We start from the raw sequence: 26732 nt of genomic DNA on the forward strand, positions 1-26732 counted from the left end.
GGTGGTGGGGGTCTCAGCGGAGGTGGGGCAGCGCGGCGGTGAGGAAGTCGGCCAGGGCGGCCGGGGAGTCCAGGGTCAGGTCGGCGGCGTCGGCCACCTCGTGACCGGTCTCCGGGTTGGCGACCGCGACGCAGACACCGAGGAAGTCGGGATCGCCGGCGGCGCGGGCGCGCAGCGCGGCGAACGCCTTGATGTCGGAGACGTCGTCGCCGAAGTACCAGGCGCCACCGGCGTCCCGGACCGTCTCGCCGATCACCATGCCCTTGTCCCGGTCGACCGGGGGCTTCAGTTCCAGCACCATCCGGCCCGGCTGGGCGCGCAGGCCCAGCCGCTCGGCCTGGGCCCGGCCCCACTCCTGCACCAGGTCGCCGAGCTGCGGGGCGGTACGCCAGTGCAGCGCGACGGAGAGTCGCTTGAACTCGACGAGCGCGCCGGGCGGCAGTTCGGCGCGGGCCTGCTCGGCCAGGTCGGACATGGTCGGCACCCACGGCAGGGCGGCCGGCTCGGTGACCGTCTCGCCGCCGGAGTGGCTGTGCTCCAGGCCGTAGAGCCCGTACAGGTCGATGCCGACGAGGCCACCGAGGTGGTCGCGGAGGAAGTCCACCGGGCGGGCGGAGACGATGGCGATCCGGCGGACGTGCGGGGCGAGCGCCTCCAACGCGCTGAGCACGTTGGGCGCTGGCCGTACGGCCGTGGGGTCGTCGTCGACGGGCGCCAGGGTGCCGTCGAAGTCGAAGAAGAGGACGACGTCACCCGCGCGGGCGGCGGTCGCACGCCAGGCGTGCTCCGCGTTCAACGGGGTCTTCGGCTGCTGGTTGCCCAGATTCAACGGCGGCACGCGCGTCAGCGTACCCCGCGCCGGGCGGCGTATTCGTGGCCGAGATGTGACGTCGGAACGACGTGAGGATCAGCGTTCGGCGGCTCCTCGTCCCCGGCGACCGAACGGCACCACGGCCGCCTCCTGCCCGTGGCTGAGCAGGTAGCCCTCCACGAAGCCGGTGTTGCGGTCGCCGGTGTGCGCCTCGATCTCGTTGAGCCGCGCCACCAGGAACTCGGTGAGCGCGCTGACCCGGTCGTTGAGCCGATCGTGCAGCTCGGCGACGACGGCGAGGATCACCGCGGTGCCGGCTGTGGTGAGCGCGAAGAGGTTGACGACCAGGGGAAGCTGCCCGCCGTCCAGTACGCCGACCACCACGTTGCCGGTCACGCACGATGTCAGCGACACCACCGCGACCACGACTGCCAACCATTTCAGGGTCATGGACAGACCCCTCCTTCTGTCCCGCAGGGCTGGGTTCGGCTGTGTCCCGTCCCCCCGCCGATGACGAGCCCTTAGCAGTACAAACGTGGACGCTAGCGGGTCCGATCCGTCCCCGCGGCGAAACGATTGGGTTCGACCTTCCGTTCTTTCGCCATCTGAGGAACTACCCCGCCTGTTTACCCCTATTTCGGACACCGCCCGGCAGAGTCGGGCGGTATGCGAGGTAACGAATGGTTTCGCGAATGTGGAACTTCTCCGCGTCGGACACGTTCGGGTCGACCAGCCGGCGCAGCAGCGCCTCCACGTCCGGGTCCATCGGGGGCGGGGGCGGCGCGGTACGCGGCCCGGCGGTCCGGTCCCAGCCGAGCGCGGTGAACGCGGCGGCCGGATCGAGCCCCAGCCCTTCGCAGAAGGCGACCACCCGCTCCGCCTCGGGGTCGCTGGCCCAGTCGCCGCGTACCCAGCGGTTGATGGTCTGGCGGGAGACGCCGGTGCGCCGGGAGACCTCGGTGCCGCTCCAGGCCCGTAGCGCGCGGGCGTCGTCGAGCGCGCGCCGGACGAAGGTGGCGAACGCGATCTTCCGTGCGTTGGTCGTCTCGGTCACCCCGTGACGGTACGGCCAGTCGGTCCCGAGGGGGTGGCTCGGCGCGCTGCTGTCACGCCGACGTGACGCTGATCGGGGATTTCCGGTAAACGATTCAGTGCTGCTCCTGAGGGGTGTCACCCGGGCAGAATAGATGGACACGAGTACGGCGGCAAAGGCCTGAAAAGCTGATACTGTCACGCTCATGAGACAACTTACGGTGTGTCACGTGCTTGAGACGACGAGTGCTCACATGCGTCACTCCGCGGGTGCCGAGGGGGTCTCGTGACCGAGCTCGCGACCCGTGCCCAGGCCTTCGGGCTGATCGCGAACGGAGTGTCGGCCGGGCTGAGCGCCCCCTGGCGTGTCTATCTCGCCCGCGGGTGCCGGTACCTCTCACTCAGCGTCGGCGACCGGGGGGAGTGGGACGCCTGGCGGACCCACCTCGGCTGCCCCGAGCTGAGCGTGCGGGTCTACGACTCCGGCGGGGAGATCCGCCGGGCGTCGGTGGCCGAGGTGATCCTCGACGGATGCCGGATCAGTGTCGAGCTGGTCGAGGAGGTCAGCACCGACGACCTGGAGCGGCTGCTGGTGGTCGACCCGCTGCCCGGGACGGACGAGCGATGACCCCTTTTCTCGCCGTGGTGCTCGTCCTCGTGCTCGGTTCCACCTGCTACGCGGCCGGCCGCCTGCACGGCCAGCTCAGCTACCGCATCGGTTACCGGTTCGGCTACCGCCAGGGCTACTTCGACGGCGACCGGGGTGCCTGGAACCGCCGGCGGCGCGATGCCCAGGCGGCGATCGCCTCGGCGCTGTCGGGCCCCGGCCCGACCGTGGTGACGTCGGCCGGGCGCTCGGCGGTGCCGTTCGCCGGCACCTCCGTGCCCGCGGCGGTCGCCACCCGGCCGGGCTCGGCCCCGGCCGTGCGCGTCACCGCCACCGCCCAGCTCGGTGCCGTCGGCCGGGTGGGCACCACGTACACCGGATCGTCGTTCGGCGCGGCCGGCGGCGGACCGCGGGCCGGCACGCTGGTGCGCCGCCAGGGCTGAGGCCCGCGCCGCAACGCGGCGCCGCAGTGGACGACCGGCCGGGATGCGCGCAGGGGGCATGCATCCCGGCCGGTTCCGGTGCGCCGGTCACCCGAACAGGTGTACGCCCCGCGAAGACCACGCGATGATCCACGCGCACCTCTAGCCCAGCGGCCCCGCGGCGATTAGCGTCTAGGCATGGCGCGGGGTTTTCCCGGGCCAGCCGGACAGCCCGGACCTGCGTCCTCGCGCACGGGGCCCGCATCCGACCCCGTGTCCTCCGGGCACCGGAAGAGGCGGAACTCGGGTGGCCGGGTGCCCATCCGCGGAGCAGGCCTGTGACCACTCGCCGTACCCCCGCCGGAGCCGAGCAGCCCCCGGCCTCGACCGCCCCGACCCGCCGGACCACCCGCAGCCGCCGCGCCGCAGCCGCGGAGGCCGAGGAGCCCCGACCAGCCGGACCGGCCTTCGTCCTGGACACCTCGGTTCTGCTGTCCGACCCGGCGGCGTTCCACCGCTTCGCCGAGCACGAGGTGGTGTTGCCGCTGGTGGTCATCTCCGAGCTGGAGGGCAAGCGGCACCATCCCGAGCTGGGCTGGTTCGCCCGTCAGTCGCTGCGCATGCTGGACGAGCTGCGCGTGCGCCACGGCCGGCTGGATCGCCCGGTGCCCGCCAACGACCAGGGCGGCACGCTGCGGGTGGAGCTGAACCACACCGACGACGGGGTGCTGCCGCCCGGGTTCCGCAACGAGTCCAACGACGCGCGCATCCTGTCGGTGGCGCTCAACCTGGCCGCCGAGGGGCGTGAGGTCACGCTCGTCAGCAAGGACATGCCGCTGCGGGTGAAGGCGGCCTCGGTGGGGCTGCGCGCCGACGAGTACCGGCACGGCCAGGCCAGCGACCCGACGTGGACCGGGATGGCCGAGCTGGACCTGGCCGAGGAGGAGATCGGCCGGCTGTACGCGGGCGAGACGCTCGACGTCGACGCCGCGGCGGGACTGCCCTGTCACACCGGCCTGGTGCTGCACTCGGCGCGGGGCTCGGCGCTGGGCCGGGTGCTGCCGGACAAGACGATCCGGCTGGTCCGGGGAGACCGGGAGGCGTTCGGCGTGCACGGGCGCTCGGCGGAGCAGCGGGTCGCGCTCGACCTGCTGCTGGACGAGTCCATCGGCATCGTGTCGCTGGGCGGGCGGGCCGGCACCGGCAAGTCCGCGCTGGCGCTCTGCGCCGGCTTGGAGGCGGTGATGGAACGGCGCCGGCACAAGAAGGTGATCGTGTTCCGTCCCCTGTACGCGGTCGGCGGCCAGGAGCTCGGCTACCTGCCCGGGTCGGAGTCGGAGAAGATGTCGCCCTGGGCGCAGGCCGTCTTCGACACGCTCGGCTCGGTGGTGCACGAGAACGTGCTGGAGGAGGTCACCTCGCGCGGGCTGCTGGAGGTGCTGCCGCTGACCCACATCCGCGGCCGGAGCCTGCACGACGCGTTCGTCATCGTGGACGAGGCGCAGTCGCTGGAGCGGGGCGTACTGCTCACCGTGCTGTCGCGCATCGGCCAGGGGTCGCGGGTGGTGCTCACCCACGACGTGGCCCAGCGGGACAATCTCCGGGTCGGCCGGCACGACGGGGTGACAGCGGTGATCGAGGCGCTGAAGGGGCATCCCCTCTTCGCGCACGTCACGCTCAGCCGATCGGAGCGTTCTCCGATCGCCGCCATGGTCACCGATCTGCTGGAGGACATCCCCGGCTGACCGCGCCTTTCGTCCTACTTTGTCCAGATTTTTAGGGTGACGCAGATCACTTTTAGGCCCGGCCATTTCCCACCGGCCTCACTGTGCGCAATGGTGTCCATCGAGCGTCACCTACCACTCGGGAGCCGGACACGGCCCGGGGTCACACCGGTACCGGTGCGCTCACGGCACCCGGCGTGACCCGACCCGGCCATGCGTGTGCTGTGTCCCTGCCCCCGACGAAGGGAAACTTCGTGAGTCGGCTGTGGAGCCGGTTCGGCGCCCGTACGGCCGCTGTCGCGCTGCTCTCCGTGGGCGTCGCCGGCGGCTTCTATCTGGGTGAGGATCGACAGAACCAGCAGCAGGGCCGGACCGCGCAGGTCGGCCTGGAGGTCGAACAGGCGGAGTACGCGTACCAGCGCGAACGGCTGTCCGACCACCGCGTGGACTCGTCCCGGCAGCGTGCCGCCGAGTACCAGGCGAAGCTGCGCGCCGCAGCGGCGGCGAAGGAGGCCGCCGAGCGGGCCAGGAAGGCCGAGGCGGCCGCCGCCACCCGCAAGAAGGAGCGGGCCGCGGCGGAGGAGGCGGAGAAGGAGGCGAAGGTCAAGCCGTACGACGGCCCGATCCCGTCCTCCTGCGCGGAATACAGCGGCAACCGCAAGATCGGTTGCGCCATCATGCTCGACAAGGGCTTCGGCATCGACCAGTTCCCGTGCCTGGACAAGCTCTGGACCAAGGAGAGCGGCTGGAACCCGAAGGCCGCCAACAGCTCGTCCGGGGCGTACGGGATCCCGCAGGCGGTGCCGGGCAGCAAGATGGCCTCGGTCGCCGACGACTGGAAGACCAACCCGGCGACCCAGATCACCTGGGGGCTCGGCTACATCAAGGGCCGGTACGACACCCCCTGCGGCGCCTGGCAGAAGTCGCAGAGTTCAGGCTGGTACTGACATCACCACGACGGCGGGACACGCGGGCAGACCCGGTGTTCCGCCGTCGTCGTACCGCCGCCCGACTGGCGGCCCGCCGCATTTGCTGATAGCTCTTGGTAGGTGACCTGGTACGGCCCTAGTGGCGACCCCCACCGGTTCGGGACCGACGCGTTCTACGCGGCGCTCGGCCGGGCCTTCGTCGCCATGTGCGCGGTCGTGCCGGTGCTGTTCCTCATCGAGGCGCTCGACGTCGGCCTGCGACTCGGCCTGGACTACACCGCCGGCATCATCCCGCAGCGGCTCCAGGGCCTGGACGGCGTCTTCTTCTCGCCGTTCCTGCACGCCGGCTGGAACCACCTCTACAGCAACAGCATCCCGCTGATCCTGCTCGGCACGTTCGTGCTGGCCGCGGGCACCCGCCGGTTCCTCTGGTCCACCGGAGTCATCATCCTGGTCAGCGGCCTGGGCGTCTGGTTCACCGGCTCGCCCAACTCGGTGGTGGTCGGCGCCAGCGGCGTGATCTTCGGCTACCTCGGCATCCTGCTCACCCGGGGCGTGGTGGAGCGGAGCTGGTGGAACTTCGCCGTCGGCCTGCTGGTCGGGTTGCTCTACGGCTGGCAACTGCTCGGCATCCTGCCGACCGACGAGCGCATCTCCTGGCAGGGTCACCTGTTCGGGCTGCTCGGCGGCGTGGTCGCGGCGATCCTGTTCCGCCGCCGCAACGACACCGGCGAGTCGGATCGCCTCGGCTCACCGAGGATGACGCTGCCCTGACGGCGCGTTGATCGAACCGCGGGACGTGCTTGCCCACGGCCACCCGCCCGCCTACCGTTTCCGCATCAGCACGGGTTGATCCCGAAGCGGAAAGTGACGGTACGCCATGCGCGAGGTCGATGTCGCCGTGATCGGGGCCGGTCCCGCCGGGCTCTTCGCCGCCTACTACGCCGGTTTCCGTGGACTCTCCGTGTCGGTGATCGACGCGCTGCCCGAACCGGGCGGTCAGGTCACCGCCATGTACCCGGAGAAGCTGATCCTCGACGTCGCCGGCTTCCCGGCGATCAAGGGCCGCGAGCTGGTCACGAACCTGGTCGCCCAGGCCGCGCCGTTCCACCCCGACTACCGGCTCGGCGTACGCGCGGAGAAGCTGTCCTACCTCGACGGCCGGCCGGTGCTCGGCCTCGCCGGCGGTGAGCAGCTCAGCTGCGGCGCGGTGCTGATCACCGGAGGGCTGGGCAGCTTCACGCCACGGCCGCTGCCGGTCGCGGAGAGCTTCACCGGCGGCGGGATCGTCTACTTCGTGCCGCAGCCGACCGAGCTGACGGACCGGCACGTGCTCATCGTCGGCGGCGGCGACTCGGCGTTCGACTGGGCGGCCACGCTCGCCCCGCTGGCCCGGTCGGTGACGCTGGTGCACCGGCGGGACCGCTTCCGGGCGCACGCGGGCACCATCGAGCGCGTGCGCGCGCTGCCGGTGCGGATCGTGGTCAACGCCGAGGTGAGCCGGCTGTACGGCGAGGAGACGGTGACCGGTGCCGAGCTGACCGTACGCGGCGGCGAGGTGGAGACACTGCCGGTGGACACGGTGGTGGCCGCGCTGGGCTTCACCGCCGACCTCGGCCCGCTCGCCGAGTGGGGGCTGAACCTCGACCGGCGGCACATCGTGGTGGACAGCGCGATGGCCACCAACCTGCCCCGGGTGTTCGCGGCCGGGGACATCACCGAATATCCGGGCAAGGTCCGCCTGATCGCCACCGGTTTCGGCGAGGCCGCCACCGCCGTGAACAACGCGGCTGTCGTCATCGACCCGACCGCGCACCTGTTCCCCGGTCACTCCTCCGACGGCACCTGACGCCGATCGGCGTCAGGGCAGGCCGGCCAGGTCCGCCATCAGGCCGATCTGGTGGTCGAAGTACTCGTCGCGGTGCGGCAGCGCCCGGTTGATCCGGCCGAACAGCTCGAAGCTGATCAGCCCGAACAGCTGGGTCCAGCCGGCCATGCCGCGGGCCAGCAGCGCGGGCGGCACGTCCATGCCGAGCAGCTCGACCAGTTCGGCCACGTCGCCGCGCAGCGGCTCGGGCAGCTCCTCGTCGGGCGGGGCGAGCCGGCCGGTGGCCACTCCGTCGCGCAGGATGCCGACCAGGGTCACCGGGGGGCGCTGGGCCGGCGCGACCGTGTCGTCCGGGGCCGCGTACCCGGGCACCGGGCTGCCGTAGAGCAGCGCGTACTCGGCGGGGTGGGCCAGTGCCCACGCGCGGGCGGCCCGGCAGGCGGCGAGCCAGCGTCCGCGCAGGTCGGCCCGGTCGGCGGCGGCGTCGGCCGCCTCCACCGCGTCGCCGAGCGCGTCGTACGCCTCCAGGATCAGGGCGGTGAGCAGGTCGTCGCGGCTGGGGAAGTAGCGGTAGATCGCCGAGGAGACCATGCCGAGGTCGCGGGCCACAGCGCGCAGCGAGAGGTTCGCGCCGTCGGTGTCCAGGTGGCGCCGGGCGACCGTCTTGATCTCTTCGATCATCCCGGCGCGGACGCGGGCGCGGAGCGAGGGAGCGACCATGCCCTCACTGTGCCACGGATGAGAGCAGCAATCAAAAGAGAGAGCACTGCTCTTGACGCGATCCGCCTGCATGAGTCATGCTCTGTTTCGAGAGCGGTGCTCTCGATTTGGACGACTGCTTCAGTGAAGGTGGACCTGTCATGGCACTGCACGTGATCGTCGGCGCCGGCCCCGTCGGCACCGCCACCGCCCGCCTCCTCGCCGAACGCGGCGAGCGGGTCCGGGTGGTCACCCGGCGCGGCACCGGCCCCGAGCACCCGGCGATCGAGCGGGTGGCCGCCGACGCCGCCGACGCGGACCGGCTCGCCGCGCTCAGCGCGGGCGGGGACGCGCTCTACAACTGCGCCAACCCGGAGTACCACACGTGGCCGACGGACTGGCCGCCGCTCGCAGCCGCCCTGCTCACCGCCGCCGAGCGCAGCGGCGCCGTGCTCGCCACGGTCGGCAACCTCTACGGGTACGGCCCGGTCGACGCACCGATGACCGAAGCGACCCCGCTCGCCGCCACCGGCGTCAAGGGCCGGATCCGCAACCGGATGTGGGCCGACGCCCTGGCCGCCCACCGCGCCGGCCGGGCCCGGATCACCGAGGTACGCGGCTCCGACTACATCGGCCTCGGCGGCAAGTCGCTGCCCATGATGGTGCTGCCCAAGGTGCTCGCCGGGCAGCGGGTGTTCCTGCCGGTCGCCTGGGACGCGCCGCACACCTGGACGTACGTGGGAGACGTCGCCCGTACCCTCGTGGCCGCCGCGACAGACGCGCGGGCCTGGGGACGGGCCTGGCACGTGCCCAGCGCGCCCCCGATGTCCATGCGGGCGCTCGCCGGCCGGGCGGCGAAGCGGGCGGGCGCGCCGGCGCCCCGGCTGACCCGGATGCCCTACCCGGTGCTCTGGCTCGGCGGCCTGGCCGACCCGTTCGCCCGGGAGATGCGGGAGACCGCGCACCAGTTCGCCGGGCCGTTCGTGATGGACTCCACCGCCGCGAGCGAGACGTTCGGGATCGACGGGACGCCGCTGGACCGCGTCGTCGACGAGATGGTCACCGGCCTGCAAGCCGCAGCGCCCGCCGCCGCCCGTTAGGGGCGGCGGGCCGGGCCGAAGGCGGCGACGAGCACGGCGACCATGGTCAGCGCCGCGCCGAGCAGCGTGTCCAGCCCGGGGTGCGAGGCGGCGGTCGGCAGCACCAGGTCCAGCAGCACCGCGCCGACGATCTGCCCGGCGATCGTGGCCAGGCCGAGCAGCAGCACCCCGGTGAACCGGACGAGGGCGGCGGCCAGCGCGATGAACACGATGCCGAGCGGGCCGCCGAGATAGAGCCACGGCTCGTCCGGGAACGCGCCGCCCGGCCGGCCGCGTACCACCAGGTCCACCGCGAACGTCACGAGCAGCGCCGCCGTGCCGACTGTGAAGTTCACGAGCGTGGCGGTCATGGCGCTGCCCGAGGCCGCCCGGACCCGCCCGTTGACCGCCTGCTGCCAGGCGATGCCCACCCCCGCCGCCAGCGGCAGCAGGGCCAGCGCAAGCGCGTCCGGGTCACCGAGCCGGTCGCCCACCGCCAGCAGGACGGCGAGCACCGTGAGCACCGCGCCGATCAACCGGTTCGGGGTGACCGGCTGCCGGCCGGCCGGGCCGATGCCGGCCCGGTCGACGAGCAGGCTGCTGCCGGACTGCCCGGCCACCACCGCGACGGTGAAGACCGCCACGCCGAGCGTGCCGATGGTCAGCCCCTGCGTCGCCACCAGGAACGCGCCGCACACCCCGCCCAGGCACTGCCACGGGCGCAGCGTGCCGGCCCGCAGCGCGCCCCGCAGGGCGGCCAGTCCCCGCCGGCCACCGGGGGTGGCGGGGACCAGCACCAGCAGGATCAGCAGGCCCACGCCGAACGACACCACCGCCGCGGCGATCCCGTCGGCCAGGCGTACGCCCAGCTCGCCGTTGATCCGGGACTGGACGGCGACCATCACGCCCGAGGCGGTGGCCAACCCGACACCGGCGACACGTCGCCCGGTCGACAGCGTCGGCGGTGCCGGTGGTGCCGCCGTCCCGGCGCTGCTCACTCCTGCTCGGCCAGCGGGCGTCCGTCGAAGTCGACAGCCGAGTAGAGGGCGAGCTTCTCCAGGCGGTGGTACGAGTCGATCACCCGGATCGTGCCGCTCTTGGAACGCATCACGATCGACTGGGTGTACGCCCCGCCGGAGCGGTAGCGCACGCCGCGCAGCAGGTCGCCGGAGGTGACACCGGTGGCCACGAAGAAGCAGTTGTCGCCGGTGACCAGGTCGTCGGTGAACAGCACCCGGTCCAGGTCGTGCCCGGCGTCCAGCGCCTTGCGGCGCTCCTGCTCGTCCTTCGGCCAGAGCTTGGCCTGCATCATGCCGCCCATGCACTTGAGCGCGCAGGCAGCCGTGATGCCCTCCGGGGTGCCGCCGATGCCCATCAGCACGTCCACGTCCGACTCGCCGCGGGCCGCCGCGATGGCGCCCGCGATGTCCCCGTCGGAGATGAACCGGATCCCGGCGCCGGTACGCCGGATCTGCTTGACCAGGTCGTCGTGGCGCGACCGGTCCAGCACGCACACCGTCACCTCGGCGGCGTCGGTGCCCTTGACCTTGGCGATCCGGTTGATGTTCTCGGCCACCCCGGCGTTGATGTCCACCACGTCGGCGTACATCGGGCCGACCGCCAGCTTCTCCATGTAGAAGACCGCGCTCGGGTCGAACATCGCCCCGCGCTCGGCCACCGCGAGCACTGCCAGCGCGTTCGGCATGCCCTTGCTCATCAGCGTGGTGCCGTCGATCGGGTCGACCGCCACGTCCACCTCGGGGCCGGTCCCGTCGCCGACCTCCTCGCCGTTGAACAGCATCGGGGCGTTGTCCTTCTCGCCCTCGCCGATCACCACGACGCCGCGCATCGGGATCGAGTTGATCAGCTTTCGCATGGCGTCGACTGCTGCGCCGTCGCCGCCTTCCTTGTCGCCCCGGCCGACCCAGCGGCCCGCGGCCATCGCCGCGGCCTCGGTGACCCGGACCAGATCGAGGGCGAGGTTGCGGTCGAGATCCTGGGGCGTCCGCGTCCTGGTGGTTGTCATGGCGGCCTCCTCGCGACGTTGCGGGGTGGGACCGGCGGCCACCGCCGCCGGTTTTGTCGCTGATCCTCACACGATCTCAGGTTCGCCGTCCCGGCGGGGCGGAGGAGGCCAGGATCACGTCACCCGGTGGGCTGCGACAATGACCGGGTGGAAGCCGCACAGCCTGCCGACCGCACACCGACCGACGCCACCCCGCCGCAGGGACAGCCGCCCGTCCGACCGGACGGCGGCCCGGCCCCGTCCGAGGGTCAGCCCGCGCTCGTCGCGGACCGGGGTGAGCCGGCCGCCGTGGCGGACACCCCCGCGCCGCCCGCCGGCAAGGCGAAAGGCCGGTCCGAGCGGTCGCCGAAGGACATGGCGCTGTCCCTGCTGATCCTGCTGGTCCCGATCGCGCTGCTGCTCGCCTTCTACCGGGGCTTCCTCGGCGGCGACTCACCGGTCACCGTCGACCCGGCGCCCGCGCTGGAGCAGGCCCGCTCGGCGAACGCCTTCCCGGTCGCCGAGCCGACCGGGCTGGGCGACGACTGGCGTACGGTCAACGCCCGCTTCCGGACCGAGGCGGACGGCTCGACGCTGCGGATCGGGTACGTGACGCCGGAGGGCCGGGGCGCGCAGCTCGTGGAGAGCAACGTCCCGGCGGAGAAGCTGCTGCCGGCCGAGCTGACCGAGGGGCAGCCGCAGGGAGCGGCCGACCTGCCCGGCGGGCTGAGCTGGCAGCGCTACACCGCACGCGGCAACGAGCACGCGCTCGTCCTGCTGGAGCCGAACCGCACGGTGATCGTGGTGGGTGACGCGGGCGAGACGGAGCTGCGCAAGCTCGCCACCTCGCTGCGCTGACGTCCACCCTCCGGGTGACGCGGGATTGCGGAACCCCGCTTGCGGGAACAGAAGGGACATCGAGCCCGGACGACCCACCTGGAGAGGTTGACGTGAAGATACGACGCTTCAGCGCCACCGCGTTCGCCGCGGCGCTGCTCATTCCCGGCCTGGCGGCCTGCAACGGCAACGGGACGACGTCCGACGCCTCCGCGACCCCGAGCGCCTCCGGCAGCGTCGCACCGAGCGCCACGGCGTCCAGCAGCGCGGCCAAGCAGGCTCTGCTCGACTCCACTAACGCGATCCGCGAGGGGAACTTCAAGTTCTCCATGACCGGCGCGGGCTCCACCGCCGAAGGGCAGGTGCACGAGCCGAGCCAGAGCGCCGACATGCGGATGACCATCGGCGACCCGTCGTCGGACCTGATGATGAAGCTGGACCTGATCCACGCGAAGCCGGACAGCTGGGTGAAGCTGGAACTCGGCGGCACGGCGGCCGCGCAGATCCCCGGCGTGAAGAACCTCAACACCGGCAAGTTCCACCACCTCGACCAGAACCGGATCAAGGGCAACCGGGCGCTGGGCTTCGACTTCGAGAAGCTCGACCCGGCCGGCAGCGCCGTGCTGACCCAGGGCATCACCGAGGTGCGGCAAACCGGCGAGGGCGCATACGAGGGCACCGTCGACGTGTCGAAGGCCGCCGAGGCGGGCTCACTCGACCCGGCCGTGATCACCGCGCTCGGGGCGCAGGCCCAGTCGGTGCCGTTCACCGCCAAGGTCGACACGCAGGGCCGGCTCAGCGAGATGGTGCTCAAGATCCCGGCCGCCGGCCAGAGCGCCGCGCAGGACCTGAAGATCACCTACACCGACTACGGCAACGCGGCGCCGGCCCAGAAGCCCTCGGCCGACCAGGTCGTCGAGGCCCCCGCCGAGCTGTACAACCTGTTCAACTGACGCCCTCGGTGGGGTTCTGCGCTCGCGTGGAACCCCACCGCAGGCTCCCTGGCCGGGTCAGTCCTCGGCGCGCTGGCGGGCGGCGTCGATGCGGGCGCGAGCGCCGTCCAGCCAGCGCTGGCACACCCCGGCGAGGTGCTCGCCGCGCTCCCAGAGGGCCAGCGACTCCTCCAGCGAGGTGCCGCCCGCCTCCAGCCGCTCCACCACCGAGGCCAGCTCGGCGCGGGCCTGCTCGTAGCTGAGCTGTTCGTCCTGTTTTGTCCCGGTCATCGTCTCTCTTCCCTCAGCCGTCGACGGTGGCGGTCAGCTCGCCCTCGGCGAGGCGTACCCGCAGTGGATCGCCCTTGGCCACCTCGGAGGCCGCGCGGACGACGTGGCCGTCGGCGCGTTGCACGATCGCGTAGCCGCGCTCCAGCGTGGCCGCCGGGGACAGCGCGCGCAGCCGGGCCAGCGTGTGCCGCAGGTCGTCGGTGGCGCCCCGCAGCCGGTGCTCCAGGGACCGGCCGGCGCGGTCGCGCAGCGCGGACACGTCCACCGCCCGCTGCTCGACCATCACCTGCGGCCGGGCCAGCACCGGACGGGACCGCAGCAGGTCGATCCGGTGCTGCTCCCGGTCGGCCAGGTGACGGACGGCCCGTTCGAGCCGGGACCGGGCCTGGCCGATCAGCCGGACCTCCTCGGTCAGGTCCGGCACGATGCGCTTCGCCGCGTCGGTGGGGGTGGAGGCGCGCACGTCGGCCACGTAGTCGAGCAGCGGCGCGTCCGTCTCGTGGCCGATCGCGCTGACCACGGGCGTGCGGCAGGCGAAGACGGCCCGGCACAGCGCCTCGTCGGAGAAGGGCAGCAGATCCTCGATGCCGCCGCCGCCCCGGGCGATGACGATCACGTCGACCGCCGGGTCGGCGTCGAGCACCTTGAGCGCGCCGACGATGTCGGGCACCGCGCTCGGCCCCTGCACCGCCACGTTGATCGTGCGGAAGTCGACGGCGGGCCAGCGGCGGCGGGCGTTGGTCAGCACGTCCCGCTCGGCCGCCGAGGCGCGGCCGGTGATCAGGCCGACCCGGCCCGGCAGGAACGGCAGCCGCCGCTTGCGGGACCGGTCGAACAGGCCCTCGGCGGCGAGCAGCTTCTTGAGCTTCTCCAGCCGGGCCAGCAGCTCACCGAGGCCGACCTGGCGGATCTCGTCGGCGCGCAGGCTGAGCGTGCCCCGCGCGGCGTAGAACTCGGGCTTGGCGTGCAGCACCACCCGGGCGCCCTCGCGCAGCTCCGGCGCGCCCGCGTCCAGAACGTCGCGGTTGGTGGTGACGGTCAGGCTGAGGTCGGCCGACGGGTCGCGCAGCGTGAGGAAGACGGTGCTCGCGCCGGGCCGGCGGCTGATCTGCGCCACCTGACCGTCGACCCAGACCCAGCCCAGGCGGGCGATCCAGGCGCCGACCTTCTGGCTGACCACCCGGACCGGCCACGGCTCCTCCGGCGTGCTCCGGCCGTCCGGGGCGCTCTGCCCGTTCGGCGTGCTCCGGCCGTCCGCGGTGCTCCGCCCGTCGTCTCCCGCGCTCACCCGCCCACCCTACGGCCCGGGACCGACAGCGCCCGCGTGCGCCTCGCGGCCGCTGCCGCGCGGGAGAGCGGCACGTACGATGGGCGGGTGACTGATGCTGAGACGACTCCCCGGACCGGCAAGCGCGTGCTCCTGGCCAACCCCCGCGGCTACTGCGCGGGCGTGGACCGGGCGGTGCAGACCGTCGAGGAGGCGCTGAAGCTCTACGGCGCGCCGATCTACGTGCGCAAGCAGATCGTGCACAACAAGCACGTGGTGCGCACGCTGGAGGCCCAGGGCGCGATCTTCGTGGAGGAGAACGAGGAGGTGCCGGAGGGCGCCACCGTCATCTTCTCCGCCCACGGCGTGGCCCCCGAGGTGTACGAGCAGGCCAGGCAGCGCTCGCTGCGGGCGATCGACGCGACCTGCCCGCTGGTCACGAAGGTGCACCACGAGGCCCGCCGGTTCGCCGCGCAGGACTACGACATCCTTCTCATCGGCCACGAGGGGCACGAGGAGGTCATCGGCACCGCCGGTGAGGCGCCCGCCCACATCCAGCTCGTCGACGGCCCGGACGGGGTCGACAAGGTCACCGTGCGCGACCCCGAGAAGGTGGTCTGGCTCTCCCAGACCACGCTGTCGGTGGACGAGACGCTGGAGACGGTGGCCCGGCTCAAGAAGCGGCTGCCGCTGCTCCAGTCGCCGCCCAGCGACGACATCTGCTACGCGACCTCCAACCGCCAGCACGTGGTCAAGGAGATCGCCCCCGAGTGCGACGTGGTGATCGTGGTCGGCTCGCGCAACTCCTCGAACTCGGTCCGGCTGGTCGAGGTGGCGCTCGACGCCGGGGCGCGCGCCGGCTACCTGGTCGACTTCGCGCACGAGATCGAGGACGCGTGGCTGACCGGCGCCGGCACGGTCGGTGTGACCTCCGGTGCGAGCGTGCCGGACGAGCTGGTCCAGCAGGTGCTCACGCACCTGGCCGAGCGCGGCTTCGGCGACGTCGAGGAGGTCACCACCGCGGACGAGCGGCTGACGTTCTCGCTGCCGCAGGAGCTCAAGCGTGACATGAAGGCCGCCGCCGCGGCCCGCGGCTGACCGGGAACGGATCGGCCGTCCGCCGCGTCCAATCGACCATGAAGACTCCTCGTACGGTGCTCGTCGCACTGCTCGCCGGTCTCGCGCTGACCGCCTGCGCCGCACCCGGCGACGGGTCCGCCGATTCCAGCCCGAGCCCCAGCCCGAGTACGACGGGAGCCGCCCCGGTGACCAGCCAGCCCGACCCCGGCACCAGCCCGAGCCGTCCGGGCCCCTCCTGGAAGGGCGGCCCGTCGACCCCGCCGGGTGTCGGCGGCACCGTCATCAGCGGCACCGTGCAGGCCGGCGTCGAGCCGAACTGCCTGCTGCTCGACGGCCACCTGCTCGTCGGTGGCCCGCGCGACGTGCTCAAGGCCGGCGCCCGGGTCGAGGTCACCGGTCGTCCCGAACCGGGCATGATGACCACCTGCCAGCAGGGCACCCCGTTCGTGGTCGAGTCCGCCCGCCCCGCCTGACGACGCGAAGGAGCCCCGCCCCCTGCGAGAGGGGACGGGGCTCCGTCGTGTCAGCGGCTCAGTTGACCGCGAGGATCTCCACCGAACCGCGGCCGACGACCGCGCCCTCGGTGGTGGTCACGGCCATGTCGCCGTACAGCTCCCGGCCCTCGGCCGGGGTGGACAGGGCGGTCACCGCACCGGTGAGGGTGGCGGTGGCGCCGTTGGCCAGGGACAGCGGCGTGGACGGCGCGGAGAGCGTGCCCAGCGCCGGGGACGCGAACGAGTCCCGGTAGTCGTACGCGGTGGTCGGGTCGCTCATCGAGTAACCGTCCACCACGACCCGGTAGGTGCCGGGAGTCGGGTTGGTCAGCGTGACCGCCTCCTCCGAGTCACCGTCGGCCGACTGCCCCACCTGGGTGGTGCCGCGGAAGACCGTCAGGTCCAGGTCGGCGCTCAGGTCGGACGGGCTGCCGATCCGGGCGGTGAACGAGGTGGCGCCCGCGGGCACCTCCACCACGTACTCCTGGGTCGCGCCCTCGGTGATGCTGGGCCGCTCGGCCCGGACGCTCGCCAGCGGGCCGCCGACGCCGGTCACCTGGACCGGGCCGAAGGTGTTGGTCAGCTTCCAGCTCACCGGGGCCGGGGTGCCCGCGGTGACCGACGGGAGCTGGACCACGGCCGGCTCCACCTTGACGCCCTGCACGCGGGCCTGGAGCCGGAACGGGTTGTCCAGCGCCGGCGAGGTGCGACGCGCCTCCACCTCGATCTCCCACACGCCCGGCAGCGGGTTCTGGTAGTCCCGCTCCTGCGGCTTGCAGACCGCGGCGTCGGAGAAGTTGGTGTAGCAGGCGGTGCTGGCGGTGCTCTCGACCGGCACGCCGTACGGGTTGATGGCGATGAACCGGGTCTGCGAGCCGGTCGCGATGCCGGACAGGTTGACCTGGAGCGCGCCCGCACCCGGCGGCACGGTCACGAAGTACGACCGGAAGCCGTTGCGCTCGACCGAGCCGTCGGTCGAGAACGAGTACGCCGGAGCGGACGCCGCGTTCGAGGCGATCACGACGGTGGCGACCTCGAAGTCGACCACGTTGGTGGCCGGGTCGTCGACGGTCATGATGGCGCCGTGCGCGCCGGCGGTCATCGGCTTGGCCTTCACCTTGACCGTCACGGTCTTGTTCAGCGGCAGCCAGACCACCTTGGGGGCGCTGTAGGTGCCGTCGTTGCCGCGGAAGGCGACCTCGTGCTTGATGCCCTTGTTCGGGCCGCTGGTGCGGGTCAGCTTCACCTCGTAGTGGCGGCTCTCCTTGACCTTCTGGCCACCACGGTCGGCGGCGCAGCGGTTGTAGAGGCCGGTGCCGACGTTCGGGTTCGGCACGAACGTGCCGGAGGCCCGGTCGTAGCGGGTCAGGTTCGGCGACAGCTCGGTGCAGACCGGCGCCTCGGAGGTGTAGGTGCGGGTCGGCACGCCCTTGGCGAGCAGGCTCCACGCGCCCGGGACGTCGAACATGCCGTAGCCCTGCGCGTACGTCGGGACGCCGGTGATCGGCTTGGCCGCGGTGTAGACGGCCCGGCGCAGCGCGGCCGGGGTGACGCCCTTGCCGGTCGCCTTAGCGGCCGACAGCAGCAGCGCGGCGGCGCCGGTGGCCTGCGGGGCGGCCATCGAGGTGCCGTTGAGCATCTGGTAGCCCGGAGGCAGCGGGTAGCCCGCCTCCGGCACCGGGTTGCCCGGCTGCCAGGTCGGCGCGGTGGAGATGGCCGAGCCGGGGGCGGTGATGTTCGGCTTGAAGCCGCCGTCCTCACGCGGGCCGCGCGAGGAGAAGTTGAACAGCGCGTTGTCCTTGCGGACCACCGAGCCGTAGTTGGCCAGCCAGGTGTCCTTGCTGATGTTCGCCGCGACGCTCACCACGTCGGTGGCGACCGACGGGTCGCCGACCGTGTTCACGCCCGGACCGGAGTTGCCGGCCGAGATGAACAGCTGCACGCCGTACGTGTTGATCAGGTCGTTGTAGAGGACCGCGCGGGCGTTCGAGCCGTCGTTGAGCGCGGGCAGGCCACCGATCGACATGTTCACCACGTCGACCTTGCGGTTGATCACCAGGTCGGCCATGCCGGTGGTGAGCGCCGCCGCGGTGCAGCCGCCACCCCACGAGCAGGCGCGGGCGGAGACCAGCTTGGCGCCCGGGGCGGCACCGTCGAAGGCGCTGTTGCCCAGCATGTCGTTGGCGGCGGTGATGCCGGCGACGTGGGTGCCGTGGGTGCTCTCGATGATGCCGATGTTGACGTAGTCGACCAGGCCGGGGCCGCCGACCGGGGCGGTGTTCACGTTGCGCCGGTACTCGACCACGAACGGGATCTGCTCGCGTACGGCGGTGGCCGGGTTGTCGGTGCCGAAGTGGCCGACCTGGAACTGCTCCTTGTACGGCCGCATCACCTCGTCGTCGGTGAAGTCGTTGTTCTGGTTCGCGTCGACGCGCACGTCACCGGTGGTGGGGTTGTAGAGCACGCCCCAGAAGTCGGTGGTGTCGCCGTCGCGGTTGAGGTCACCCCGGGCGTCGCTGTTCGCGGTGATGTTCTCGCGGAAGACGTTGAACCGGTAGTTGCCGGCCGGCGCCGCCCAGGTGCCGAGCGAGGTGGTGAACGAGGGGCCGCTGACCTCGGTCAGCATCGGCCGCCAGGAGGCGTCCTCCAGCGGATCGGTGGCGGTGACCCAGTCGACGATCTTGCGTTCGCCGGTGGTGGTCGTCTGGAGCGCCGGCTGGTCGAGGTCCACACCGGAGTCCATGATGCCGATCGTGACGCCGCGGCCGTCCCACTGCGGGTTCGCGGCCTTGAAGGCCTCCGCGCCGGTCTCGTTGGTCGGCATGTACGGGTTCACCGCGCCGGTGTCGTCGCCCGGCCCGGCCAGCGCCTGCGCCTGGGCGGCGGTCTTCGCGCCCTTCGGTGCCGCCTCGGGCGCCGGGTCGGGGAGCTTGATGGTCTCGTCCAGGTCGACGGCGGCGACACCGGGCAGCGTGGCGGCCTTGAGCGCCTTCGCGGTGGGGACCTTCGCCAGCACGTAGCCGATCTGGTCGTACCGCTGGCTGACGGTGGCGCCCAGGCCGGTCAGGCCGTCGACGACCTTCTTGGCCGAGCCCTTCTTCGCCGCGATGATCATCGTGACGGTCGGCGCGTTCTTCGCCTCCGCCTCGTCGAGCAGCTTGGCGTCGTGTGCGCCCAGTGCCTTCGCGGCGGTCGGCTGCGAGGGTTGGGTGGCGGGGGCGGCGCTCGCGGTGCCGGCGCCACCCCCGACGGTCAGGGCGCCGGCTGCGAGGACCGAGGCCAGGAGCGCGGCGGACGGTCGCCGGCTGCGCGTGCGGGGTTTACTCAACGTTCTCTTCCTCCAGAGAACAGGGCCCTCAAGGGGCAGGGCACGTGTGACGGTGATCCTGCGTGTCACGGCGACATGTGTCACTACCCGGCCTGGGTTTGTGATCAGTCCGTGACAAGAATCGGTCTACGTCATCACGTGCGGCGTGTTAGGCGTCGACGTCCGTCGACCTCTCGGCCGATGTGGACGGCGCGCCCAGCAGCTCGGGTGCCTGCGGCTGCCTCGGTGCCAGCTCGACCTGCGCCGGCGCGGCCAGCTCGTCGTCGGAGACGCCCAGCTCGGCCAGCTTGCGGGCGCTCACGAGCACCCGCGCCTCCAGCGAGCCCACCGCCCGGTTGTACGCGGTCACCGCCCCGCTCAGCGAACTACCGAGCTTGCCGACGTGGTCGCCGAGTGTGGACAGCCGCCCGTACAGCTCGCGGGCCAGCGAGTGGACGGTGGCGGCGTTGCGCGCCAGCGCCTCCTGCCGCCACGAGTAGGCGACGGTGCGCAGCAGCGCCACCAGCGTCGCCGGCGTGGCCAGCACCACGTTGCGGGCGAATGCGTGCTCCAGCAGGGACGGGTCGCGTTGCAGCGCCACGTCGAGGAACGGGTCGGCCGGCACGAACAGCACCACGAAATCCGGCGTCTGGTCGAACGCCGACCAGTAGGACTTGGCGGCCAGGCCGTCCACGTGCGCGCGCAGGTGGCGGGCGTGCGCGTCCAGGTGGGTGTCGCGCCCGCGCTCGTCGCGCGCCTCCATCGCGGTCAGGTACGCGTCGAACGGCGCCTTCGCGTCCACCACCACCGTCCGGCCGCCGTGCAGGCGCACCACCAGGTCGGGGCGTACCCCCTGGTGGTCGGTCGCGGCGGTGACCTGCTCGCTGAAGTCGCAGTGCTCCAGCATGCCGGCGGCCTCGACGATCCGGCGGAGCTGGTGCTCGCCCCAGCGGCCCCGGACCTGCGGCGCGCGCAGCGCGGCGACCAGCTGCTTGGTCTCGGTGCGAAGCTCGCCGGAGACGGCGCTCATGGACCGCACCTGCTCGCGCAGCTCGGCGTACGCGTCGACCCGGTCGCGCTCCAGCTCCGCCACCCGCTGCTCGTAGCGGCGCAGCGTGTCGTGCAGCGGCGCGACCGCTCGGGCCACCGCCTCCTGGGACTGCGCGGTCGCCTCGTAGCTGAGCGCCCGCATGGACTGCTCCAGCCGGCCCTCGCCGGCCCGGGTGGCGGCGAGTGTCGCCTCCAGGCGGGCGATGTCGGCCGCCGCGCGTGCCCGCGCGGCCAGCCAGCCCACCGCGCCGCCCGCGGCGAGGCAGAGCACCACCACGGCCAGCGTCGCAAAGCTCATGGCCAAGAGCTTGCCAAACGGGTACGACGAGCGCCCGGTGGGTACGTTCGAGTCATGGAGTTCGCGTTGTGGCTGGTCCTGATCCTGCTGCTCGGAGGTGCGTTCGTGTTCTGGCGGAGGGGGAGCAGATCGCGTCGGTCCAACGAGCTGGCCGACGCCCGCGCCGAGGCGCAGCGCTGGTACGAGCGGCTCGGCGGCCAGCTGATGAACCTGCACGGCGACGCCCCGGCGGTCCGCCAGGCGCTCGCCGACGCCGGTGAGCGGTACAACGCAGCCGGTTCGCAGCTGGAGCAGGCGACCACGCCGCGCCAGTTCGGGCTGGCCCGGGAGACCGCGCTGGAAGGGCTGGCGTACATCCGGGCGGCGCGGACCGCGATGGGCATCGACCCGGGCCCGGAGCTGCCACCGCTCGCCGCCGCCCAGGGTGCCGGCGCGCTCACCAAGGAGCGCCAGGTCGACGTGCAGGGGCAGACGTTCCGGGCCGGCCCGCAGCCGGGGAACTCGACGCCCTACTACTACCCCGGTGGGCGGTTCCAGGGGCGGCCGGTGCCGGCCGGCTGGTACTCCACGCCGTGGTGGAAGACCGCGCTCGGTGCGGGCGTCGGTGTGGTCGGCGGTCTCCTGATCGCGGACGCGCTGTTCTCGCCCGCGTTCGCCGACCCCGGGTACGACGCCGGCTATCAGGAGGGCTTCGGCGACGGTCAGGATTTCGGCGACCAGGGCGGTGACATGGGCGGCGGCGACATGGGCGGCCAGGGCGACTACGCCGGTGGCGACTTCGGTGGCGGCGGCGACTTCGGCGGCTTCGGCGGTGGCGACTTCGGTGGTGACTTCGGCGGCGGCGACTTCTAGCCGGGCCCGGCGGCGCCCTCGCTCGCACGAGGGCCCCGCCCGGGAAGATCAGCCGGTGTTGCGCATGCCGGCGGCGATGCCGTTGACGGTGGTCAGCAGCGCCCGCTCCAGCGCCGTACCGTCGTTCGGGGCACGCCGCCCGCCCGGCGCGGTCACCACCGCGCGTCCGGCGGCGCCGGATTCGCGGTACTGCCGCAGCAACGCCACCTGAAGGTGGTGCAGCGGCTCCAGGTAGGTGTCCCGCACGGCGAGCGTGCGCTGGAGCACCGGCGAGTTGTCCAGCAGCGCGGGTGAGGCGGTGACCGCCAGCACCTCCTGCTTGGTCAGCTCGTACTCCTGCTCGATCTTGTCGAAGATCGGGTGCAGCTTCTTCGGCACCAGCGTCTCCACGTAGCGCCGGGCGATGCCCAGGTCGGTCTTGGTCAGCATCATCTCGACGTTCGACAGGAACGTGCGGAAGAAGTGCCAGTTCCGGTTCATCTCGGCGAGCACGTCGGCCAGCCCGGCCGCCCGCGCGGCGGCCAGCCCGGAGCCCACGCCGAACCAGCCCGGCACGATCTGCCGGGTCTGCGTCCAGCCGAACACCCACGGGATGGCGCGCAGGCCGGACAGGCCCGCGCCGGTGTTCGGGCGCTTCGCCGGCCGGGAGCCGATGTTCAGCGCGCCGAGCAGCTCGGTCGGGGTGGAGGCCCAGAAGTACGCGGGCAGGTCCGGGTCCTCGACCAGCGACCGGTACGACCGGAACGCCGAGGCGGACACCGCGTCCATCGCCGCGTCCCAGCGCTCCAGCATCTCGGCCGGCTGCCGGGGAGCGGTGTGCAGCAGTGTGGCCTGGAGCACCGCCGCCACCGTCAGCTCCAGGTTCTCCCGGGCCAGCGCCGGCAGCGTGTACTTGTCGGAGATGACCTCGCCCTGCTCGGTCACCTTGATCGCGCCGTCGAGCGTGCCGTACGGCTGCGCCAGGATCGCGTCGTGCGTGGGGCCGCCACCCCGGCCGACGGTGCCACCCCGTCCGTGGAACAACCGCAGGTGTACGCCGTGCCGCGCGGCGACGTCCCGCAGCGCGCGCTGCGCCCGGTGGATGGACCACTGGCTGGTGGTGATGCCCGCCTCCTTGTTGGAGTCGGAGTAGCCGAGCATCACCTCCTGCACGTCGCCCCGGGCCGCGACGAGCGCCCGGTACGCGGGCAGCGACAGCAGCTCGTCCAGCAGCTCACCACCGGTGTTCAGCTCGGCCGGCGTCTCCAGCAGCGGCACGATGCCGATCCGGGCGCGCCCGGAGTGCACGTCCACCAGGCCGGCCTCGCGGGCCAGCACCACGGCGGCGAGGACGTCGTCCACGCCGAGCGTCATCGAGATGATGTACGACTCGATGACCTCGGGGCCGAACCGGTCCTGCGCCTCCCGGATCGCCGCGAACACGTCGAACGTCTTGCGGGCCGACTCGGTGAGCGGGCTGTCCTGCGTGGAGAGCGGACGCCGGCCGGTCAGCTCGTCGGCGAGCAGCTTGGTGCGCTCCAGCCGGGACAACGCGGGGTAGTCGGAGACCTCACCGACCGCCTCGTAGAGCTGGGCCAGCACCTCGTGGTGCTTCTCGGCGTGCTCCCGGATGTCCATGGTGGCCAGGTGCAGGCCGAACGCGGACACCGTACGGATGGCTGAGGCGAGCCGTCCCACGGCGGTGAGCTGGCCGGAGTTGCGGGCCAGCGACGCGCGCAGCAGCTCCAGGTCGGCGATCAGCTCGGTCGAGCCCCGGTAGTCCCGCCCCGGCACGTGCGGGGTGCCGGCGCGCAGCCGCTCGCGGGTGTTGGCGAGTTTCGCCTTCACGCACCGCGCCTTGAGCCGGTACGGCTCCTCCGCGTTGACCCGGCGGAACCGGGGTGCCACCTCGGGCAGCGCGTCCAGGTCCTTGGCCAGGCTGGCGGACAGGTCGAGCGACACCGCGCGCAGCCGCCGGGAGACGCTGACCTCGGTGATCAGCTCGTCCATCGCCTTCTCGGTGGCGGCGATGCCGTGCTCGTGCTGGATGCGCAGCACCTCGCGGGTGACCACCGGCGTGACGAACGGGTTGCCGTCGCGGTCGCCGCCGATCCAGGTGCCGAACGTCAGCGGGCGGGACGTCGGCGACGTCTCCACGCCGAGCGTGCGCAGCGTGTCGGCGAGATCGTCGAGGACCTGCGGCGCGGCCTCGGCGTACAGGTCCCGCAGGTAGTAGATCGCGTTGCGCGCCTCGTCGGTCGGGTCCGGCCGGTCCAGTCGCAGCTCGTCGGTCTGCCACATGAGATCGAGCAGTTCGGCCAGGCGGCGGTTGGCCGGACCCTCGTCGCTGGCGCCGTAGAGGATCGCGTTGGCGGTCTCGGTGTCCAGCTCGTCGGCGACCGCGCGCAGCTTGGACAGGATGGACCGGCGGGCCGCCTCGGTGGGATGGGCGGTGAAGACCGGGCGTACGGCCAGCCGGCGGGCCGCCGCGGCGATCTCCTCGGCCGGTACGCCCCGCTCGGCGATCATCTTGGCCGCCTGGTCCAGCCAGCCGCCGTGGGTGGCGCGGCGGCGGCGCAGGTCCCGGGCGCGGTGCACCTGCTCGGTGATGTTCGCCAGGTGGAAGTAGGTGGAGAAGGCGCGGGCCAGCTTCGTGCCGGTGGTGACGTCGAGCCCGGCGAGGCGCTGCGCGGCGGCCGGCGCGTCGGAGCGGACCTGGGCGCGGATCTCCTCGACCAGGTCGAGCAGCGGCCGGCCCTCCTGACGGGCCAGGGTCTGCCCGAGCAGCGTGCCGAGTCGGCGGATGTCGGCCCGGAGAGCGGCGTCGGGGCCGTCGTGGTCGTGCTGGTCGGTCACGGTTGCGCTCCTTACGCGAGGACGAAGGACAGCGCTGTCCGACTCCTCTGGATGGTATCCGCGTGGGCCCGGGGGACAGGAGGGGGACACCGTGATGATCTGCACTCTGGGACGGTTTGCCGGTCAGCCCCGCTCGACGGCGTGCCGCCCCGGCGCGGGTCGCCGGCGGGCGCGGAACATGGTCGCGGTGAGCAGACCGGCCAGACCGGCGACCACCCAGACCAGCAGCCCGGTCAGCGCCCACCCACCGCCGCGCCAGTCGAAGTAGATCGCCGATTTGAACAGGTCGGTGGCCAGACCGGGCACGTTCCAGCGGTGCATCCCGCGCAGGAACGGCGGCAGGAACTCGGGCGCGTAGATGCCGCCGGATCCGGGGTTGCCGAGCACGACGAGCAGCAGGATCACGATGCCGGTGCCGAGCAGCCCGAGCCAGCCCTGCACGGCGGCCGCGACCATCCCGGCCGCGAACGCGGCGAGCGCGCCGACCGCCGCGACCGTCACCACGCGGTCTTCGAATACGCCGAGGACCGGCCCGACCAGGATCGCCCCGATGACGCCGAGCAGGATCGCGTGCACCGCGAGCGTGGCGATCCGCAGCCCGGCCCGGCGCAGGTCACGCGGGCTGGTGCCGAGCGAGATGCCGAGCGCCGTGGACGCCAGGTAGCCGCCGAGCACCACGCCGACGGCCAGGTAGAACGGGACCAGGCCGCGCGGGTCGTCGGCGGAGACCGGCACGTCGTCGGTGACCTGAAGCGGCACCCCGGCCTGCCGGGCCGCCTCGGTGAACACCTCGGTGACGAGTTCGGTGGCGGCGGGCGCGCCCGCGCTGGCGGTGGCGAGCGTCAGGCCGCCCTCCGGGGCGGAGCTGAGCACCGCGTACACCGACCGGTCGTTGAGGCCGTCCTCGGCAGCGCCGCGGCTGTCGTACCCGACGGGTTCGATCACGTCGGTGCGGGCGCGGACGGCGGACATCACGGCCTGCGCCTGCTGGTCGCTCGTGACGACGGCGATCGGCACGTCGCGCGGGTCCGGCTTGTGCAGCGCGCCGACGTAGGCGGCGATGAACGCGCTGGCCAGCGCCAGGGTGCCGAGGATCAGCGCCGCCGTGCGGGGCAGCCAGTCCCGGGTACGCAGCTCCGGCTCGTCGTCCACGGCCTCAGCCTATTGCGGTCATATACCCGGCTCATGGGGTTTCGTCCGGCGAAAACCGCTGGTCCGGTCCGATAGCGTCGGACCATGACGGTGCCTGTCTATCCCGCCAAACCGAAGCCGGGCGACCGCGTCGCGGTCGTCTCGCCCTCCGCCGGCCTGCCGGGTCTCTTCCCCCACGTGTACGAGCTGGGCCTGCGCCGCCTCCGCGACGAGCTGGGGCTGGAAGCGGTGGAGTATCCGACCACCCGGGTCATGGGCGCCGACCCGCGCGACCGGGCACGTGACCTGACCGCCGCGTTCGCCGACCCGACGATCACCGCCGTACTGGCCACAGTCGGCGGGGACGACCTGATCACCGTCACCCCCTACCTGGACGACGACGTGCTGCGGGCCAACCCGAAGCCGTACTTCGGCTACTCGGACAACACCAACGTGCTCAACCACCTGTACCGGCTGGGCGTGGTCGGCTACCACGGCGGCTCGGTGCTGGTGCACCTCGGGCGCTCCGGCGAGCCGCACCCGCTCACGCTCGACTCGCTGCGCGCCGCGCTGTTCACCTCCGGCTGGTACGAGCTGACCGCCGCGCCCGAGTGGGGGGACGAGCCGTGCGACTGGCGTGACCCGGCCACGCTGGCCGAGGAGCCGCCGATGTACCCGTCCGAGGGCTGGCGCTGGCACGGCCCGGCCCGGGTGGTGCAGGGCCGGACGTGGGGCGGCTGCCTGGAGATCGTGCACTGGCTGATGGCGACCGACCGGGTTCCGTCCGCCGCCGACCTGGCCGGGTCGGTGCTGGTGCTGGAGACGTCGAACGAGCTGCCGCCCGCGCAGGAGGTCTTCCGGATCGTGCGGAACATGGGCGAGCGGGGTCTGCTCGCCGCCGTCCCGGCGATCGTGGTCGGCCGCCCCAAGGCGTGGGACTTCGACCGGCCGCACTCGGTCGCGGAGCGGCTGGCCTGGGCCGCCGACCAGCGGGAGGCGATCCTGTCGGCACTCGGGCCGTACGCCGACGACCCGGTCGTGGTGTTCGACGTCGACCTGGGCCACACCGACCCGCAGCTCATCATCCCGTACGGCGGCGAGATCCGCGTCGACGCGGCCGAGCGCCGCATCGCCGTACGCTACTGAGCCCGCACGAACACGCCCTCACCCTGCCGGCCCTGCGACTGTTCCTTCGCCTGGCCCCCGCAGCTTCCCGCGCTAC

General features: G+C 72.7%; 25 protein-coding genes. 13 read left to right on the top strand and 12 right to left on the bottom strand.

The genetic code is table 11. From position 1 onward, the window contains the following. Positions 1–13 precede the first annotated feature (13 nt). The 3 genes from otsB to F8279_RS16605 form a co-directional block, all read right to left on the bottom strand. Positions 14–838 carry a trehalose-phosphatase gene (gene otsB, locus F8279_RS16595; RefSeq protein WP_091415736.1) on the bottom strand — a complete coding sequence of 275 codons (825 nt, stop codon included), beginning with the start codon at positions 836–838 and terminating at the stop codon, positions 14–16. Positions 839–907: 69 nt separating this feature from the next. Further along, positions 908–1261, bottom strand: coding sequence for a hypothetical protein (locus F8279_RS16600; protein WP_013284062.1), 354 nt, complete (start codon positions 1259–1261; stop codon positions 908–910). 163 nt (positions 1262–1424) lie between these two features. Beyond that, positions 1425–1865: a helix-turn-helix transcriptional regulator gene (locus F8279_RS16605; protein WP_091415740.1), complete on the bottom strand. Its 441-nt coding sequence runs from the start codon at positions 1863–1865 to the stop codon at positions 1425–1427. A 264-nt stretch (positions 1866–2129) separates the two neighbouring features. Between F8279_RS16605 and F8279_RS16610 the strand changes: the two genes are divergently transcribed. From F8279_RS16610 to F8279_RS16635, 6 genes are all read left to right on the top strand, one after another. Continuing rightward, on the top strand, positions 2130–2471 hold the full coding sequence (locus tag F8279_RS16610) for a hypothetical protein (RefSeq protein ID WP_091415744.1): 342 nt from the start codon (positions 2130–2132) through the stop codon (positions 2469–2471). Beyond that, entirely contained in the window at positions 2468–2893 is a 426-nt protein-coding gene (locus F8279_RS16615; protein WP_091415748.1) for a hypothetical protein, read from the top strand. Before F8279_RS16610 ends, F8279_RS16615 begins: the two co-directional genes overlap by 4 nt. 317 nt (positions 2894–3210) lie before the next feature. After that, entirely contained in the window at positions 3211–4617 is a 1407-nt protein-coding gene (locus tag F8279_RS16620; RefSeq protein WP_091415751.1) for a PhoH family protein, read from the top strand. 233 nt (positions 4618–4850) lie between these two features. Continuing rightward, positions 4851–5543: a transglycosylase SLT domain-containing protein gene (locus F8279_RS16625; RefSeq protein ID WP_175438616.1), complete on the top strand. Its 693-nt coding sequence runs from the start codon at positions 4851–4853 to the stop codon at positions 5541–5543. Between the two features lie 102 nt (positions 5544–5645). Then, entirely contained in the window at positions 5646–6299 is a 654-nt protein-coding gene (locus tag F8279_RS16630) for a rhomboid family intramembrane serine protease (RefSeq protein WP_091415756.1), read from the top strand. A gap of 106 nt (positions 6300–6405) precedes the next feature. After that, on the top strand, positions 6406–7374 hold the full coding sequence (locus F8279_RS16635) for an NAD(P)/FAD-dependent oxidoreductase (protein WP_091415760.1): 969 nt from the start codon (positions 6406–6408) through the stop codon (positions 7372–7374). Between the two features lie 12 nt (positions 7375–7386). Here F8279_RS16635 and F8279_RS16640 read toward each other — a convergent pair whose 3' ends face one another. Next, positions 7387–8073, bottom strand: a complete 687-nt coding sequence (locus tag F8279_RS16640) for a TetR/AcrR family transcriptional regulator (protein WP_091415763.1) — start codon at positions 8071–8073, stop codon at positions 7387–7389. Between the two features lie 140 nt (positions 8074–8213). On the opposite strand from F8279_RS16640, the gene F8279_RS16645 reads away from it, so the two are divergent. Then, entirely contained in the window at positions 8214–9152 is a 939-nt protein-coding gene (locus F8279_RS16645) for an NAD-dependent epimerase/dehydratase family protein (protein WP_151500428.1), read from the top strand. Here F8279_RS16645 and F8279_RS16650 read toward each other — a convergent pair. Both F8279_RS16650 and glpX read right to left on the bottom strand, forming a co-directional pair. Continuing rightward, entirely contained in the window at positions 9149–10087 is a 939-nt protein-coding gene (locus F8279_RS16650; RefSeq protein WP_192580713.1) for a DMT family transporter, read from the bottom strand. The two genes, F8279_RS16645 and F8279_RS16650, sit on opposite strands and share 4 nt — an antisense overlap. 38 nt (positions 10088–10125) lie before the next feature. Then, entirely contained in the window at positions 10126–11157 is a 1032-nt protein-coding gene (gene glpX, locus F8279_RS16655) for a class II fructose-bisphosphatase (protein WP_151500430.1), read from the bottom strand. Positions 11158–11304: 147 nt separating this feature from the next. Here glpX and F8279_RS16660 point away from each other — a divergent pair, with 147 nt between their 5' ends. Continuing rightward, entirely contained in the window at positions 11305–11994 is a 690-nt protein-coding gene (locus tag F8279_RS16660) for a DUF4245 domain-containing protein (protein WP_192580712.1), read from the top strand. A 92-nt stretch (positions 11995–12086) separates the two neighbouring features. Then, entirely contained in the window at positions 12087–12926 is an 840-nt protein-coding gene (locus F8279_RS16665; RefSeq protein ID WP_091415779.1) for a hypothetical protein, read from the top strand. A gap of 57 nt (positions 12927–12983) precedes the next feature. On the opposite strand, the gene F8279_RS16670 is transcribed toward F8279_RS16665, so the two are convergent. Together F8279_RS16670 and xseA are read right to left on the bottom strand one after the other, a co-directional pair. Beyond that, positions 12984–13196: an exodeoxyribonuclease VII small subunit gene (locus tag F8279_RS16670; protein WP_151500432.1), complete on the bottom strand. Its 213-nt coding sequence runs from the start codon at positions 13194–13196 to the stop codon at positions 12984–12986. A 13-nt stretch (positions 13197–13209) separates the two neighbouring features. After that, a complete protein-coding gene (gene xseA / locus F8279_RS16675; RefSeq protein ID WP_225853303.1) occupies positions 13210–14376 on the bottom strand; it encodes an exodeoxyribonuclease VII large subunit in 1167 nt (388 codons plus the stop codon). Between the two features lie 195 nt (positions 14377–14571). On the opposite strand from xseA, the gene F8279_RS16680 reads away from it, so the two are divergent. Next, on the top strand, positions 14572–15561 hold the full coding sequence (locus F8279_RS16680) for a 4-hydroxy-3-methylbut-2-enyl diphosphate reductase (RefSeq protein WP_175438618.1): 990 nt from the start codon (positions 14572–14574) through the stop codon (positions 15559–15561). 38 nt (positions 15562–15599) lie between these two features. Continuing rightward, positions 15600–16016: a hypothetical protein gene (locus F8279_RS16685; protein ID WP_091415793.1), complete on the top strand. Its 417-nt coding sequence runs from the start codon at positions 15600–15602 to the stop codon at positions 16014–16016. Positions 16017–16074: 58 nt separating this feature from the next. Here F8279_RS16685 and F8279_RS16690 read toward each other — a convergent pair whose 3' ends face one another. Both F8279_RS16690 and F8279_RS16695 read right to left on the bottom strand, forming a co-directional pair. Further along, positions 16075–19365, bottom strand: coding sequence for a S8 family serine peptidase (locus tag F8279_RS16690; protein ID WP_151500434.1), 3291 nt, complete (start codon positions 19363–19365; stop codon positions 16075–16077). Between the two features lie 148 nt (positions 19366–19513). After that, positions 19514–20692: a DNA recombination protein RmuC gene (locus tag F8279_RS16695; protein ID WP_091415799.1), complete on the bottom strand. Its 1179-nt coding sequence runs from the start codon at positions 20690–20692 to the stop codon at positions 19514–19516. Between the two features lie 54 nt (positions 20693–20746). Between F8279_RS16695 and F8279_RS16700 the strand changes: the two genes are divergently transcribed. Further along, a complete protein-coding gene (locus F8279_RS16700) occupies positions 20747–21544 on the top strand; it encodes a hypothetical protein (protein WP_091415802.1) in 798 nt (265 codons plus the stop codon). Between the two features lie 48 nt (positions 21545–21592). Here F8279_RS16700 and ppc read toward each other — a convergent pair whose 3' ends face one another. Together ppc and F8279_RS16710 are read right to left on the bottom strand one after the other, a co-directional pair. Continuing rightward, a complete protein-coding gene (ppc, locus tag F8279_RS16705; RefSeq protein WP_091415805.1) occupies positions 21593–24379 on the bottom strand; it encodes a phosphoenolpyruvate carboxylase in 2787 nt (928 codons plus the stop codon). Positions 24380–24502: 123 nt separating this feature from the next. After that, positions 24503–25531, bottom strand: a complete 1029-nt coding sequence (locus tag F8279_RS16710; protein WP_151500435.1) for a hypothetical protein — start codon at positions 25529–25531, stop codon at positions 24503–24505. Positions 25532–25615: 84 nt separating this feature from the next. Between F8279_RS16710 and F8279_RS16715 the strand changes: the two genes are divergently transcribed. Further along, the gene (locus F8279_RS16715; RefSeq protein ID WP_151500436.1) at positions 25616–26656 is read left to right on the top strand and encodes a S66 peptidase family protein; all 1041 of its coding nucleotides are present in this window, start codon (positions 25616–25618) and stop codon (positions 26654–26656) included. Positions 26657–26732: the final 76 nt, after the last annotated feature.

Origin of the sequence: Micromonospora sp. AMSO1212t, assembly GCF_008868145.1 — a bacterium.
Lineage (GTDB): Bacteria > Actinomycetota > Actinomycetes > Mycobacteriales > Micromonosporaceae > Micromonospora > Micromonospora tulbaghiae.

What these genes read in the sequence shown, in the direction of transcription:
- F8279_RS16600 (WP_013284062.1), bottom strand. Translation starts at nt 1,261, where the DNA reads ATGACCCTGAAATGGTTGGCAGTCGTGGTCGCGGTGGTGTCGCTGACA.
- F8279_RS16615 (WP_091415748.1), top strand. Translation starts at nt 2,468, where the DNA reads ATGACCCCTTTTCTCGCCGTGGTGCTCGTCCTCGTGCTCGGTTCCACC.
- F8279_RS16635 (WP_091415760.1), top strand. Translation starts at nt 6,406, where the DNA reads ATGCGCGAGGTCGATGTCGCCGTGATCGGGGCCGGTCCCGCCGGGCTC.
- F8279_RS16640 (WP_091415763.1), bottom strand. Translation starts at nt 8,073, where the DNA reads ATGGTCGCTCCCTCGCTCCGCGCCCGCGTCCGCGCCGGGATGATCGAA.
- F8279_RS16645 (WP_151500428.1), top strand. Translation starts at nt 8,214, where the DNA reads ATGGCACTGCACGTGATCGTCGGCGCCGGCCCCGTCGGCACCGCCACC.
- glpX (WP_151500430.1), bottom strand. Translation starts at nt 11,157, where the DNA reads ATGACAACCACCAGGACGCGGACGCCCCAGGATCTCGACCGCAACCTC.
- F8279_RS16670 (WP_151500432.1), bottom strand. Translation starts at nt 13,196, where the DNA reads ATGACCGGGACAAAACAGGACGAACAGCTCAGCTACGAGCAGGCCCGC.
- F8279_RS16685 (WP_091415793.1), top strand. Translation starts at nt 15,600, where the DNA reads ATGAAGACTCCTCGTACGGTGCTCGTCGCACTGCTCGCCGGTCTCGCG.
- F8279_RS16695 (WP_091415799.1), bottom strand. Translation starts at nt 20,692, where the DNA reads ATGAGCTTTGCGACGCTGGCCGTGGTGGTGCTCTGCCTCGCCGCGGGC.
- F8279_RS16700 (WP_091415802.1), top strand. Translation starts at nt 20,747, where the DNA reads ATGGAGTTCGCGTTGTGGCTGGTCCTGATCCTGCTGCTCGGAGGTGCG.
- F8279_RS16715 (WP_151500436.1), top strand. Translation starts at nt 25,616, where the DNA reads ATGACGGTGCCTGTCTATCCCGCCAAACCGAAGCCGGGCGACCGCGTC.